Origin of the sequence: Winogradskyella sp. (assembly GCF_013042245.1) — a bacterium.
Classification (GTDB): domain Bacteria; phylum Bacteroidota; class Bacteroidia; order Flavobacteriales; family Flavobacteriaceae; genus Winogradskyella.
On the sequence record NZ_JABDQL010000040.1, the window covers coordinates 1 to 14,197 of the forward strand.

Genomic DNA, 14,197 nt, shown 5'->3' on the forward strand with positions numbered 1-14,197 from the left:
TTTTAAAATTATAGTGAAGATGAAATTTAGAAGAATTATGAAGCAAATCGACAATAAAAAGTTTGTAGAAACTGAAAGTCTTGCACTAAAAGTGCATAGTTTCAACTAACGAATGAGACCAATGAAACTTTTAATCGTAACCGTTGTAGAGGACTATCAGGATGATGTCATACAGCTCTTTAAAGATGTAAAGATTAAAGATTTTAGCGAATCTGATATTGATGGCTATAAAAATTCGACATCGTTATTAATGACCTCTAGCTGGTTTCCTAGCAAAAAAGGAACTGCAGATTCCAGATTTTTTTTTTCATTCACAGAAGAAGCCAAATTTGATAGCGCATTTAAACTAATTAAGGAATTTAATGAAAGGCTAGTAACCTATAATCCCATAAAAGCTATTGTGATTCCTATTGAAAAACATATAAAACTCTTAATTATGAAAAATAGAATTGTTAGAGGTGTAGCAGGCAAGTTAATATTGGTTAGTTTGTTATTAGCAATCTATGTCAATATAAATTGGCTTTGGTTCACGACGTTTGTTGGTGTAAATTTGTTACAACCCTCAATAACCAAGTGGTGCTTAATGGATACTATTTTAGAGAAAGTCTTTAAAGTGAAAGATTAAGTACTTTGAAAAATAACCTTTAATGGAAAACAATAAGGGAAAAGACCAGAAGGACAAAGTGAGTTTCAAGAACACATCAGAACTCTTGTTTGCCATTTTTTGTGGAACCTTTCTAATTATAGGCTTTTTTATAGAAAAATTCACTGACTTACAGCAATGGCTTTCTTTAGCAAGTTATCTTGTAGGTTATTTCTTCGGAGGTTATTTTATTACTGTAGAGGCATCAAAAAAAATTATCAAAGGAGGCTTTGATATTGATTTTTTAATGATTGCCGCTGCAGCTGGTGCTGCATATATTGATAGTTGGGCGGAAGGTGCGCTTTTGTTATTCCTTTTTAGTTTAGGACACGCTTTAGAACATTATGCCATGAATAAAGCTAAAACATCTATTCAAGCGCTAAATAAACTTTCTCCAAAAACTGCACTTATTAAAAAAAATGGAAAGCATGAAGAAATAGCTATTGAAAGTTTAAAATTACAGGATATAATTATTGTTAAGCCTAATACAAAAATAGCAGCAGACGGTGTTATAATAAAAGGAAGCAGCAGTATAAACCAAGCACCAATAACAGGTGAAAGCATACCCGTTGACAAAAAATGCATTGAAAACACGACTAACCTACCAGAATTTAACAACATTGATAAAAAACATATTGTATATGCAGGCACAATTAATGGCAATAGTAATCTTGAAGTTTTAGTGCTAAAATTGAGTGAAGACTCTACCGTTTCACGATTAATAAAGATGGTTAGTGAAGTCGAAACCCAAAAATCACCAACACAGAGACTAACCAAAAAATTTGAAAAATGGTATGTTCCAGCGGTAATTATAATTGTTTTCTTGTTATGTTTTGCACATTTAATTATGGATGAAACATTTAACACAAGCTTCTATAGGGCTATAACTGTATTAGTAGCAGCTAGTCCTTGTGCATTGGCTATCTCAACTCCAAGTGCTGTTTTAAGTGGTATTGCTCGAGCTGCCCAAAAAGGTGTGCTCATAAAAGGCGGAAAAGCCTTAGAAAATTTAGGTGATCTTACAACTATTGCTTTTGATAAGACGGGTACTTTAACCGAAGGAAGACCTAAACTTACTAATGTAGTTCCAATACATAATTTTAACGAAATAGAGTTTGTTAGAATAGTACTAGAAGTAGAAAGCCTAAGTAATCATCCACTTGCGAAAGCTATAGCTAAGGATATAAAAGCACAATATAATATTGAAACTCAAAATAATGCTACAGACGCTAATGAAATACAAGGTAAAGGAATACATGCACTATACAATGGACATGATGTTTTTATAGGAAACTCAAAATTGATGAAAGAGACAGGTTTAGAAGTAGATAAACTAGTAATCGCTAAGAAAAAAAGTCTTTTAAATTTGGGGCAAACCGTCATGCTCGTGGCCTATAAAAATAAAATTATAGGTTTAATAAGTGTTATGGATTTACCGAGAGAAACGGCTGCCGATACCTTAAAACAACTAAAAGAAATTGGAATTAAACATATGGTAATGCTTTCTGGAGACCATCAAAATGTAGGTAATGCTATTGCTAAACAAATAGGACTTAATGAAGTAAAAGGAAACTTACTGCCAGAGGAAAAAGTAGCCGAAATAAAAAAGCTTATTAAGGACTACAGTAAAATTGCAATGGTTGGTGACGGTGTCAATGATGCACCTGCAATGGCTTTAAGCACGGTAAGCGTTGCTATGGGAGCTGCTGGTAGCGATGTAGCACTAGAAACAGCAGATGTAGCTTTAATGTCTGATAAAATTGAAAACTTACCTTTTCTAATAGGTTTAAGCAGACAATCTAAACGTACCATAAAACAAAATATATGGATAAGTTTAGGAGTTGTAGTTTTATTGGTGCCAGTTACCATATTAGGGCTTACAAATATTGGTTTAGCCGTTGCTTTTCATGAAGGTTCAACAATTATTGTAGTCTTAAATGCATTAAGATTACTGCGTTATAACTTGAATTAAAAACTTGTTTTCTTTCTGTTTCTTACAGGGCTAAATCATTGAATATATTAAGATGAAAACTGACATCAATCATAGATAATGATACCGGTGTCTATTATTTTTATACTAATGATTAAAAGACTGTTAACATTCAAAAATTACAATATTGCCGATTGGTTTTCATTCTACAGAATCGCAGCAGCACCGTTTCTGTTGGCTTTAATTTGGTATGATCTTAGAATAATTTTTAGTTGGTTATTACTTGTAAGCTATTCTACCGATGCCATAGATGGCTATTTGGCCAGAAAGCTAAATATAGTAAGTCCTCGTGGCTCTCAACTCGATTCTTTCGGCGACCAAATAACACTTAGTGTAGGTTTATTTGGTTTATTTTATTTTGAAAACGAATTCATTATAACCAATCTCACTTTAATTCTTATTGCTTTTATACCCTATTTTATTCAAATGTTTATTGCTTATTTTAAATATGGTAAAGCCACGGCGTTTCATACCTATTTAGCCAAGTTATCTGCTATATTGCAAAGTATATTTATTCTTTACTCATTGTTTTTTTCACCAGAATATATTCTATTTTATATAATGATTGTCGTGGGCATCCTAGAAACTATTGAAGAAATTACTCTTATTTTTATGTACGATGAATGGGTGTCTGATGTAAAAGGTATCTATATGGCTTTAAAAGACAAACGACGTCTAAAAAAAAGCGATTCAACTCTATAAAATCAGGTCATGCGAAGCTATTCACTTTTCACTATTTTGTTGTTATGCTTAGCTATTTTTTTAATTGACCTAGCTGCATTTTATTGGTTGCAATCCATAACCCAATTTATACCCTCTAAGGGTTTAAAATTAGCAATCAATATTGCATTTTGGGTATTTACTATTGGGCTCATCACTGCAATCATTATCCTAAAAGTAAAATTGGATGATATTAATCCTACCCGTAAACATTTACTCATATCTTCATTTTACGGACTAACTGTTTCGTCTTTCATTCCCAAACTTATTTTTGTTATCGTCATTAGTGTGTTGTACTTCACCAATTTTATGTTTTCAGAAACTGAATCTTTAATTATTGTACCAATTGTTGGCTTGTTCTCTGGGTTTCTGCCATTCTTTGTTATTGCTTATGCTGTTTTTAAAGCTATTTATCATTTTAAAATTTATCATAAGAATATAAAGTTCAACCATTTGCCTACTGCCTTTAATGCCTTTCGGATTGTGCAAATCTCCGATTTACATTTAGGTAATTTCAATTACCGTTATAACATTTTAGAACGTGCTGTTAAGCTTATTAATAACTTAAAACCAGACTTGATTTTCTTTACCGGAGATTTAGTCAACAACTATGAATGGGAACTAAGAGGTTGGCAAGAAGTATTAGAAAAATTAGAAGCCAAACATGGGAAATTTGCTGTTTTAGGAAACCACGATTATGGCGATTACAGCCAATGGGAAACCAAAAAAAATAAACAGGATAATTTTGAAAACATTAAAGATTTCTTCAATAAGATTAACTTTAAACTTCTCTTGAATGATTCAGAAATCCTTGAAAAGGACAATAACAAGATAGCCATTGTAGGTGTTGAAAATTGGGGGAATCCACCTTTTAAGCAATATGGGGACTTAAAAAAAGCTTTAGTATCTAGTCAAAATACACCATTCAAAATACTACTTACCCATGACCCAAGCCATTGGCAAAAAGAAGTTATTGAGCAAACAGATATTGCCCTTACCTTCTCTGGCCATACTCACGGTATGCAAGCTGCCATCAATGTTGGTAAAAAACAATGGAGTCCTATAAAATATAAATTTGAACACTGGGCGGGATTGTATAAAATTGGGCAACAATACCTATATGTCAATCGTGGTTTGGGTTGGTTAGGATTTCCTGGTCGGTTAGGTATGCGACCAGAAATAACACTCTTAACTTTGGAGTGTACAAACTGATTTATATCATTTCAATTTAAGCTTATGATTTTTATCTTCATTTAAAACATAAAGTATGTCTGGAAGAAAGAAGCTCTTACTATTTTTTTTGTCTTTAATTGCAATTCTTTTATTAATATCTATATGGTATAATTATAATTATTCCATGGAGACAGCTGAAGAATTCAAAGTAAATTCACCAGAATTAAGCCGCAAACTACTTATTGCTACCCAAGGCAGTGAATTTAAAGACGAAGTCACTAAAGGTGTTGTAACTCATTTTAAAAATGATTCTGTTTTTATCAAAGTCATTGACGTCTCATCATTAAAACTTATTAACCCAAAAGATTATACAGCGCTAGTTGTAATACATACTTGGGAAAATTGGAAAGCTCCAGAAGATGTAGAACTATTTATCAATAGGACTAAAGAAAATCTAAATAAGATAATTGTATTAACTACTTCAGGTGAAGGTTCATATAAAATGGAAAATGTTGATGCCATTACGGGTGAATCGAAACTAGATAACACAGATACCTATATCAATGAGATTCTTAAACGTCTTAATCCAATTTTAACTCCTAAGTCCATATAATCATGATTCAAAAACTCGACAACTCCAAATGCAAATTATTATTAAGTCAAAATTACATCGGTCAACTTTCTTACATTTTTAACGACAGGCCGTATATTGTACCAATCACTTATTTCTACGACGCACTCCAAAATGCTATTATCGGCTATTCTGGTAAAGGACATAAAATAAGAGCCTTACGCATCAATAGAGATGTAGCAGTAGGAGTTTATGAAGTGGATTCTGTAAACAATTGGAAATCTGTTTTAGTACAAGGTAGTTATCGCGAATTTGAAGGTAGTACCGCAAAAATTAATCTTCATAAATTCTCTGAAGGTGTCAAAGAAATTATAAGTAATAAAGAAGGAAAAAACTTGAAATACATCAGCGAATTTTCAAGTAAAATATACAAAGAAGGACCACCAATTGTTTTTAAAATTGATATAGAAGATATCATCGGTAAGGAAAGAAAGTATATCTAATTATAAATAACTGTATATCCTTAAAGTGTAATAATCAGAATGTATTTGTCATTTCGAGCGACAGTCGAGAAATCTAAGTTTCTGATTTGCAAGACATTTCGACTTTAGTTTATGCTGAGCACAGTCGAAGTACTCGAAATGACAGAGAAATCATTATATTTTTCAATTTATGATTAAAAAAGGATAATCAATTAATATTATTATGCGTTATAAAATAATAACTACTACACTTCTAATTTCAATTATCATTTCGTTTAGCTTTTTCAGCTTGGCGTTCTAACTTTCTAAAATAACTACGTGTTAAAAAATTATGCTTTAAAGCTTCCATGTTCTGGTTGAATTTATCTGTACCTTCATTGATGTTTTTGAGTGTAGATTTTAAACTATTAACCAAAGACGTATCGTTTAACACATAGTTTAAAGCGCCTTCATTAGATTGAATGTCAGTAACCACAGTATTTGCATTTTTAACTAAGTTTCCAATTTCTAGACTTGAGGCTTCAAGATTAGCAACAACCGTTTTTAGTTTCTGTCCAGATATGGTATCATTAATAAGCAACCCTAAAACCGTTTCATCATTGGTTTTTATAGCTGTAAGAAGTGTATTTAGCTCATTAATGGATTTTGAAGCGCCATAACTCGCCATTTTGAAATTTTTAATCGATTGCTTTAAATCCTTAGCCATTAACGTATCGTTGAGCAATACGCCAAGCGTGCCTTTTCCTTCTATCATAGCATTAGTTATTTTTAGAAGGTCTGAACTTAAAATCGCTATATTTTCTGAACTTGAACCTAACGTGCTTAATATATCATCTGTACCTATCTTGCTGTATGATTCTATGATATCACCATCTTCAATTACTGGCGTATTACCATTTTTTCCAGGTACAATATTTATAATCATATTACCAACTAAACCATCGGAACCAACGGCTGCAATAGCATCAATTTTAATGTGTGATAATATTTTTTCTTCAATGGCCATATCTACTTTTATTGTAGAATCGTTTATCATAGAAATATCTTTAACCGTACCAATATCGATACCCGAATAACGAACATTATTACCCTTTTGTAAACCGTTTACATTCTGAAAATAGGCACTAATTGTAAAGGTTTTCTCAAACATATTTTGGCGTTGCCCAATAAAATATACAGCTGTGACAAATAACAGCGTACCAATAATAACAAAGATGCCGAGTCGTATTTTTTGTGCTTCTGTAGTTTTCATTTTGAAACTTATATTTTCATTTCCAAATCATAGGAAACATTGATTTACTGTTTAAAAAATGCCATAATCTTAGGGTCTTTTGACGTTGATAATTCTTTGAAAGTTCCAACAGCATAATCCACACCGTCAATCAATAATATCATACGTTCGGCAATCACTCTGGCACAATCCACATCGTGCGTTATAATAAGTGATGATGTCCCGTATTTTTCCTGAATATCTTGCATGAGTAAAATTATTTCTTTCGCTGTTATAGGATCCAAACCACTTGTAGGTTCGTCATATAAAATTATTTTTGGTTGTAGAATTAACGTACGTGCCAAAGCTACACGTCGTTTCATACCACCAGATAATTCAGAAGGCATTAAATCTATTGCATCTGCCAATCCTACGTTTTCCAAAGCTTCTATAACCAAAACATTGGTGTCCGTTTGCCCATCAAATTTTTCAGAGTGTCTACGCAAGGGAAACTCTAAATTTTCGCGCACTGTCATAGAATCGTACAAAGCGCTTCCTTGAAACAAAAAGCCAATATCAGCTCTGAGAATATCCAAGGTTTCTTGGTTTAACGTTGTAATATCATTTCCCATTACTGAAATAGAACCACTATCAGCTTCCATCAAACCCACCAAGCATTTTATCATTACCGATTTGCCTGAACCTGACTTACCCATAATGACTAAATTTTCTCCTTTATGTAAAGTCATATTAAAGCCATTGAGTACATGGTTATCTCCAAAACTCTTATATAAATCCTTGATTTGAAGAACAATTTCTCTCTGTTCAATATTTTTAGCTTTGGATAATATGTTTTTTTCTTCAATCATAATTCATAAAAAATATCAGCAACAAAAACAGCTATAAAGTCAATAATAAACAATAACAAAGAAGTGAAAACCACTGCAGAATTTGCGGCTTTACCAACACCGGCAGTTCCTTTTTTACAATAGTAGCCTTTGAAGCAACCTACCAAACCAATAGCAAATCCAAAGAAGAAGGATTTTATGGTGGCTGGCACAATATCACCAAATTCCAAGGCATCAAACACTTGATTAAAATACAGTGTAAAGGATACATTCCCTTTGAGATTTTCAACTAAAAATGAGCCATATAAAGCAATTGCGTCTCCTACAATAACTAACAAAGGAATCATTAGTGTGGTTGCCAAAATGCGAGTAACCACTAAATATTTAAATGGATTAGTACCTGAAACTTCCATCGCATCAATTTGCTCGGTTACGCGCATAGAACCCAATTCTGCTCCTATACCAGAACCTATTCTACCAGCACAAACCAAAGCGGTAATCATGGGTCCAATCTCACGTACAATAGAAATACCAACCATAGATGGTATCCATGATACAGCTCCAAATTCTAAAAGTGTTGGACGAGTTTGTAAAGTCAATACCAAACCAATTATAAAACCCGTAATAGCCACTAACAACAAAGAACGGTTACCCATGCTATAGCATTGCCGTAACAGCTCTTTGTATTCAAATGGTGGTCTTACTGCTTCTTTAAAGTAACGCCCAGCGAAATAAGATAACTCTCCTATTTCAATAAAAAATCTATTGAGTTGACCTCCTATACTTTGGATACTTAACATGATTAACAGCTATTGCTACCCAAATTTAGAGGAATTAACTCGCTCCTAAAATGATAATAATCACCTAAAACCCAGATATAATCTATATAAATAGCAAGTGTGTCCCTTCATGGTCAGCGCGATTGTAAAAATCACCAATGGTTAAAATACCATCTAAATCATCAATTAGGTCTTCCTCATTAAGATGAAACATGACTATCGCTAACTTACATCCCCAAAGTTTACACCCTGAATCGGATAGGATTTCCAGAAACTCAGCTACTGGTGGCATGTCTAGTTTTTCCATCTCTTTTTTATCATTTTGGTAGCTAAAGCTTCAACTCCTGGAAGGCCACCAAGCATTGTTGGTATGTGCATTGCAGGATTACCAACAGCAGCTACATGCAAATGTTCTAGCTTCTTCTTTTGATTGGCTTCCAAACCAAAAGAATGTAAAAAATATTTCAGATTCTATACCTTACGTTCGTGCGCCGTTTGCCATAATAAAAGCTGCATAGACATTTTAAATCGTCGCTTTTGAAAGGATAAAAAGCATTTTTTTGACTTTAGTACTCATAATTTCATGTTTTTTAGGTTTTAGATACAACTTTTAGGTTTTGGAATACCTGCAATCAATGTAGATTTTTTTAATGATCCACCTCGGAAAAGCGCATAGAACTCCTTTATATTTATGACTCCACTTTTTTTAATACCTCTAATAGACAGTGGTTCTTTTTTATGATACTTATCTTGTAGGTACTCAACAACTTCCCAATGCTTTACAATTAGTACAACGTCACATTCGCCTGCGAGACACTCACAAATTTCCCTGTCCCACTGTTAAAGTCTAATAGATAGCCTTCTTCGTTAACATCTATTTTTCTATTTGCGATTAGCTTTTTCAGGGTTTCTAAAATTGAAATGATTATTGTAGGTTATACTTATAGTTCTAATCCTATTAATGAAGATGTTGCCTTTTTTAATATTCCGGCAACTGCAATTATTAAAAATGCTTTTCAGTTTGGGTTAAGTTACGAGTTGTCGGACAGACTTAATTTAGACGGTGTATTTTATTACGGATTTAGTGGTGATGCTACCGAAGGTCAGATATTAAATCCTCAAGCTGTAACACCAACGAATCTGTTTGGAGCCATTCCTGGTACTACTGTTTCTTATGATATGACAGCATTTATGATTATGGTTGGTGTTAATTATAAATTCAAAAAAAAGGTCGATGACTAAAATTTTACGTTGATTTCTTATTTCACAAATCAACCTTTTTTAAAGTGTGGTGATATTAACTGTTTAGTTTTACAGGTTGTATTACCATACTAACTTTTATAATAGATAATTTGCAGTTTTTAATGTAATTTTAAAATCTTTAAATCTAAAAAAAATCATGACTGTAGGCTTAGTATTATCTGGTGGAGGTATGCGAGGTATAGCACATATTGGAGCCATAAAAGCGCTCGAAGAATACAAAATTCCCATAACTCACGTTGCTGGTAGCAGTGCTGGTGCTATTGTAGGCGCATTTTATGCTTATGGTTATGACTATGAAAAAATTTTAGAATTTTTTGAAAGTGTTCAGTTATTAGATATTACTAAATATGCCATTAATAAACCTGGCTTTATAGATGCTGAAAAATTTTATAATAACTTTAAATCCTATTTAATTGAAGATAGTTTTTCGGCATTAAAAAAAGAACTCTACATCACTGCTACTAATATCCTGGACGGAAAGCTCAATGTTTTTAATAAAGGAGAACTCATTAAACCTCTTATAGCATCATCAGCAATTCCTGGTGTCTTTGCACCTGTAGAAATAGATAGCAGCTATTATGTTGATGGAGGTGTGTTGAATAATTTTCCGGTAACTCTTTTAAAACCAAAATGTGATATTATTATTGGTGTTTATGTTAATGGTTACCAAACTATTGACATTAAACATTTAAAACACTCCCATAATGTGATTGAACGTGCTTTAAAACTAAAATCAGTTAAAGAAGATATGGTGAAATTTGAATACTGTGATGTGATTATACAACCAGAAGGGTTAGATAAATATGGAACTTTTGATAAAAAGAACAGTAAAGCCATTTTTAAATTAGGTTATGAAGCAGCAAAAAATGCGTTATTAAAAAGCAATACTCTGAAAGCCAAGTTTGACTTAAAAATCAATTAAACTGATACTCGTCATTTAAAATCTAGAAAGCATCTGCTAAATTTAAGAGTCTTTAAGCTTAAATAGATGCGAACAACAGTACATATAAAAAATCTAGAGTGTTGTGGTTGTGCAAAAACCATAGAAAACACCTTATCTAAAATTAAGAATGTTTCAGAAGTTATTGTAGACTTTAATAAAGAAACTGTGACTTTTAATTTCCATACGAAGCATGATTTTGATATGGTTAAATACGTACTATCGAGAATAGGTTATCCAATAGTTGGAAAAGAGAGCCGACTAATTAACTAGGGTAAGTTTTTACTTTTTAAATCATCAAAGAATAGACAAATGCCTAAATTAAACTTTCTATTAATACTAATAATTTTATTCTTTTTTGCACTGAATTTTTGCTGCCCTAAAGAAGAAAGTCTAGCTTCGGCCTTAAATTATTCAAATTCAAATTCAAATTTAATTTCATTTAATAGTACTGTTTTAGATTCTATCTTTATAAACAGAGATGTGAAAATTAGTGAGTATTTTAAGTACATAGACTCAATTGTATTTAAGTATGATTCTCTTACCAATTATCATTTAACAGAACACTTATTAGTTAGATCTAACCCATGGATTATTGACACACTTAAGAATACTGATTATTACCACATGAAAGCTAAAGATTCATTTGTTTATAATCAAAAAGACATGATTGCTTTACCAAAGGCCAATTATATCCTTATAGTCGATTCTCTCGAAGCTAAACAGATGTTTAATTCGTTTAAAAAAACCATTATAGATATTAATATCCCTGAATACAAACTCCGAATCTACGAGGACGCCACAAAGCGCTTTGAGTTTTTAGTAAGAGTTGGTAGAGATGAAGAAAAATACCTTGAAATGTCTGGTAGAATTCAGGACTTAAAAACTAAAACTGGAGAAGGTTGTATTGTAAGCTATAATAGGAATCCAAGATATGTGAATCCTATAAATAATCATGAATACTTTGTTACCAAAAGAGATGATGACAGTATTACCAAAATGCCTCAAATACCATTTATAGAAACAGAAATTAATGGTGTTAGAAACGGACAGTTAATTCATCCTACAACTAATCCTGTGACGTTAGGTAAAGCCTATTCTAATGGTTGTATAGGCACTAAAGAATCTGATGCTTGGGTCATATACTATTATGCTCCGATTGACACCAAAGTAAAAATTAGATATGATTTATTTCATACCAATCAAAAAGGTGATACGCTTTTTTTTAAAGATATTTATAACTATTAAGAAGGTAGATTAACTTATATTCTTACGCCGTCAACTCATTTTCTGTCTCTTTGCCTTGACTCCAACAATCTAAATTATAAATTGTGGTCTCGGCTATGTTTGTCAAAGCCTCATTGGTTAAAAATGCATGATGCCCAGTAATTAAAACATTTGGCAAGGCATTCAATTCTATTAGAAGTGAATCATCAGGGACGCTAACAGAACGGTCTTTAAAGAATATGTTTTTTTCGTTTTCATAAACATCCATTCCAAGAGCTCCAATTTTTCTGCTTCTAAGTCCTTTAATAATATGTGAGGTATTAACGACGGCGCCTCTAGCTGTATTAATAATTATCGTGCCTTCTTTCATTTCAGATATCAAATCTTCATTTATGAGATAATGTGTGTCCGAATTTAAAGGCACATGTAAGGAAATCACATCTGAATTTGCACACAAATCTGCCAACGATACATACTGTAAGCCATAGTTTTTTTCTAAACCTATGTTTTTGTCTATATCATAACCTAAAAGTTTACAACCAAAGCCGTGCATAATCTTGCACATCACGGCTCCTATCCTACCTGTTCCAATAATTCCAATGGTTTTATTATTTAAATCATAACCAACCAAATTATCTAAATTAAAATTATAATGTCTAACCCTAGCGTTAGATTCTATAAGTTTTCTATTGAGTGTTAATAGCAATGCTACAGCATGCTCAGCTATAGCGTGAGGGGAATATGCTGGCACATTGGCTACCTTAATTTTAAGTCTTGATGCTGCTCTTAGGTTAACATTGTCATGACCAACTGAACGCAGTGAAATATACTTAACCCCAAAGTCTTTGAGCTTTTCAATAGTTACAAAACAAGCTTCATCTGCCGAAAAAATAGATATAGCCTCATATCCAACCGCTTTCATGGCTGTAGCAGATGATAGTGCTTCTTCGGTAAACATCACTTGATGTTTTGTCTTATTGGCTGCTTCTAAAAACGGGATTTCAAATTTTTTGGCACTGTATACGAGAACTTTCATGTGTATATATTTATTGTTTTTTTTAAGGGTACATGCTGTTCGCTATTAATCATTCCTTTAGGTGATAATATGTTTAGCATACGCGTTTCATAATTGCTATATATTAAGATTTCTTACGAATAAAATTTTCATTCTCTAAAGACTTTATAATGGCGTTCACATAGTCACTAACCGTATCGCTTATATTATCAGGGTTAACAATATCGTATGCCCCAACCCAAACTAAAGATTTATCAGAATCATTCTCTAAGTTGTATAGCGTTGTTTCAATATGATAAACATTATAATCGGTATAATAGCCTTCAACAAAATAGACGTCTTGGTACAAAAAGTAATAATGTCCCCAACGTCTCCAATAATAATCTCTAAAGTAAGTGTCCATAGAGTAATTGGTCTTTTGATCCACACCTTTTACTGCAGAAATTAAAACAGCGCCAAAACCCTGATTTTTAACACGCTGCATTTCTTTTTGAATATCGTTTTCTGATTGCTTTGAACTTGAAAACGTAGAAGTAAAAACATCATAACTCTCAACAGCATCTATTCCTCTGTTTTGAAATTCTAATCTTAAGCGTTCTTCGAATTTTTTACGTGCGATAAGGTTTTCAGTAATACCAATAATTAGTATTTTTTTAGGTTGGTAATTATCGTATTCTTTACTTTTCCAACTATCTATCATTCTTACGGACGTACAACTCGCTAACATTAAAATAGCGAGTAGGTAGACTAAATTTTTCATGATATATATGACTTATAAATCATTTAAAATTATGTAAAGACAAAGGTAAGACCAATGATATTAATCAGTTATAATAGTTAAAGATTTTTATGACTAATTTATTTGAATTAAAGTTAAAGTCTATAAATACTATTTAAAACTAATTTGGAAATTGCCAAATGAGGAGGAACCGAAACAAACAAATATACATGGTCACGAGACAAATGCCCACGTATAATCTCAACATTATTGCGCTTACAAATCTCTCGAATTAGTTCTCGAACTCGAATACCAACTTGACCGCCCAAAACTTTTTTCATATACTTAGTTATCCAAACTATATGATATTTACAGTCATAAGTTGTATGTGATGTTTTTCTGTAATTTTGCATCACATAAATATACAAAACTAAAGTCGTCGCCTAAAGGCGAGGGATTTTCCCCCAGATTGATACATTAATTTTTACAATATGAAGAAGAGAATTGAAGAAGAGAATTAAAATTTTTGGCTATATTCTAATATATGACTGAATTAGTACTTGTTCTCCATAATTCCCAAGCGGATTGCCCTGTAATGGCATATAATGCAAACTCCTT

Annotated in this window: 19 protein-coding genes; 10 read left to right on the forward strand and 9 right to left on the reverse strand. The window is 32.3% G+C overall.

Translation table 11 applies throughout. The features are described from left to right. Positions 1-436 precede the first annotated feature (436 nt). The 6 genes from HKP48_RS03640 (at position 437) to HKP48_RS03665 (ending at position 5,600) form a co-directional block, all read left to right on the forward strand. Entirely contained in the window at positions 437-625 is a 189-nt protein-coding gene (locus HKP48_RS03640; protein ID WP_296342958.1) for a DUF2892 domain-containing protein, read from the forward strand. A 22-nt stretch (positions 626-647) separates the two neighbouring features. Further along, the gene (locus HKP48_RS03645) at positions 648-2,615 is read left to right on the forward strand and encodes a heavy metal translocating P-type ATPase (protein ID WP_296342922.1); all 1,968 of its coding nucleotides are present in this window, start codon (positions 648-650) and stop codon (positions 2,613-2,615) included. A 108-nt stretch (positions 2,616-2,723) separates the two neighbouring features. Further along, positions 2,724-3,335 carry a CDP-alcohol phosphatidyltransferase family protein gene (locus HKP48_RS03650; protein WP_296342924.1) on the forward strand — a complete coding sequence of 204 codons (612 nt, stop codon included), beginning with the start codon at positions 2,724-2,726 and terminating at the stop codon, positions 3,333-3,335. Between the two features lie 9 nt (positions 3,336-3,344). After that, positions 3,345-4,565, forward strand: coding sequence for a metallophosphoesterase (locus HKP48_RS03655; RefSeq protein ID WP_296342927.1), 1,221 nt, complete (start codon positions 3,345-3,347; stop codon positions 4,563-4,565). Positions 4,566-4,620: 55 nt separating this feature from the next. Beyond that, positions 4,621-5,139, forward strand: a complete 519-nt coding sequence (locus tag HKP48_RS03660; protein ID WP_296342929.1) for a hypothetical protein — start codon at positions 4,621-4,623, stop codon at positions 5,137-5,139. A 2-nt stretch (positions 5,140-5,141) separates the two neighbouring features. Then, positions 5,142-5,600, forward strand: coding sequence for a pyridoxamine 5'-phosphate oxidase family protein (locus HKP48_RS03665; RefSeq protein WP_296342931.1), 459 nt, complete (start codon positions 5,142-5,144; stop codon positions 5,598-5,600). A gap of 238 nt (positions 5,601-5,838) precedes the next feature. Here HKP48_RS03665 and HKP48_RS03670 read toward each other — a convergent pair whose 3' ends face one another. From HKP48_RS03670 to HKP48_RS03695, 6 genes are all read right to left on the reverse strand, one after another. Then, positions 5,839-6,831 (reverse strand): MlaD family protein, encoded by a 993-nt coding sequence (locus HKP48_RS03670; protein ID WP_296342933.1) that lies wholly within the window; start codon positions 6,829-6,831, stop codon positions 5,839-5,841. Positions 6,832-6,875: 44 nt separating this feature from the next. After that, positions 6,876-7,658 (reverse strand): ATP-binding cassette domain-containing protein, encoded by a 783-nt coding sequence (locus HKP48_RS03675; RefSeq protein WP_296342936.1) that lies wholly within the window; start codon positions 7,656-7,658, stop codon positions 6,876-6,878. Beyond that, positions 7,655-8,437 carry an ABC transporter permease gene (locus HKP48_RS03680; protein ID WP_296342938.1) on the reverse strand — a complete coding sequence of 261 codons (783 nt, stop codon included), beginning with the start codon at positions 8,435-8,437 and terminating at the stop codon, positions 7,655-7,657. The genes HKP48_RS03675 and HKP48_RS03680 overlap by 4 nt, the downstream gene beginning before the upstream one ends. A gap of 82 nt (positions 8,438-8,519) precedes the next feature. Continuing rightward, positions 8,520-8,723 carry a DsrE/DsrF/DrsH-like family protein gene (locus HKP48_RS03685; RefSeq protein ID WP_296342940.1) on the reverse strand — a complete coding sequence of 68 codons (204 nt, stop codon included), beginning with the start codon at positions 8,721-8,723 and terminating at the stop codon, positions 8,520-8,522. Beyond that, positions 8,711-8,857, reverse strand: coding sequence for a hypothetical protein (locus HKP48_RS03690; RefSeq protein ID WP_296342942.1), 147 nt, complete (start codon positions 8,855-8,857; stop codon positions 8,711-8,713). The genes HKP48_RS03685 and HKP48_RS03690 overlap by 13 nt, the downstream gene beginning before the upstream one ends. A gap of 156 nt (positions 8,858-9,013) precedes the next feature. Beyond that, positions 9,014-9,241, reverse strand: coding sequence for a TusE/DsrC/DsvC family sulfur relay protein (locus HKP48_RS03695; protein WP_363928589.1), 228 nt, complete (start codon positions 9,239-9,241; stop codon positions 9,014-9,016). A 96-nt stretch (positions 9,242-9,337) separates the two neighbouring features. On the opposite strand from HKP48_RS03695, the gene HKP48_RS03700 reads away from it, so the two are divergent. The 4 genes from HKP48_RS03700 (at position 9,338) to HKP48_RS03715 (ending at position 11,867) form a co-directional block, all read left to right on the forward strand. Further along, the gene (locus HKP48_RS03700; RefSeq protein ID WP_296342944.1) at positions 9,338-9,658 is read left to right on the forward strand and encodes a hypothetical protein; all 321 of its coding nucleotides are present in this window, start codon (positions 9,338-9,340) and stop codon (positions 9,656-9,658) included. Between the two features lie 157 nt (positions 9,659-9,815). Then, positions 9,816-10,601: a patatin-like phospholipase family protein gene (locus tag HKP48_RS03705; RefSeq protein ID WP_296342947.1), complete on the forward strand. Its 786-nt coding sequence runs from the start codon at positions 9,816-9,818 to the stop codon at positions 10,599-10,601. A gap of 66 nt (positions 10,602-10,667) precedes the next feature. Next, a complete protein-coding gene (locus HKP48_RS03710) occupies positions 10,668-10,892 on the forward strand; it encodes a heavy-metal-associated domain-containing protein (protein ID WP_296342948.1) in 225 nt (74 codons plus the stop codon). 39 nt (positions 10,893-10,931) lie between these two features. Next, positions 10,932-11,867: a L,D-transpeptidase gene (locus HKP48_RS03715; RefSeq protein ID WP_296342950.1), complete on the forward strand. Its 936-nt coding sequence runs from the start codon at positions 10,932-10,934 to the stop codon at positions 11,865-11,867. Between the two features lie 22 nt (positions 11,868-11,889). On the opposite strand, the gene HKP48_RS03720 is transcribed toward HKP48_RS03715, so the two are convergent. The 3 genes from HKP48_RS03720 to tnpA all read right to left on the reverse strand — a co-directional run bounded on the left by HKP48_RS03720 (position 11,890) and on the right by tnpA (position 13,992). Next, the gene (locus HKP48_RS03720) at positions 11,890-12,882 is read right to left on the reverse strand and encodes a 2-hydroxyacid dehydrogenase (protein ID WP_296342954.1); all 993 of its coding nucleotides are present in this window, start codon (positions 12,880-12,882) and stop codon (positions 11,890-11,892) included. A 103-nt stretch (positions 12,883-12,985) separates the two neighbouring features. Further along, entirely contained in the window at positions 12,986-13,621 is a 636-nt protein-coding gene (locus HKP48_RS03725) for a hypothetical protein (RefSeq protein ID WP_296342956.1), read from the reverse strand. 113 nt (positions 13,622-13,734) lie between these two features. Further along, the gene (gene tnpA, locus HKP48_RS12205) at positions 13,735-13,992 is read right to left on the reverse strand and encodes an IS200/IS605 family transposase (protein WP_363928588.1); all 258 of its coding nucleotides are present in this window, start codon (positions 13,990-13,992) and stop codon (positions 13,735-13,737) included. Between the last annotated feature and the right edge of the window lie 205 nt (positions 13,993-14,197).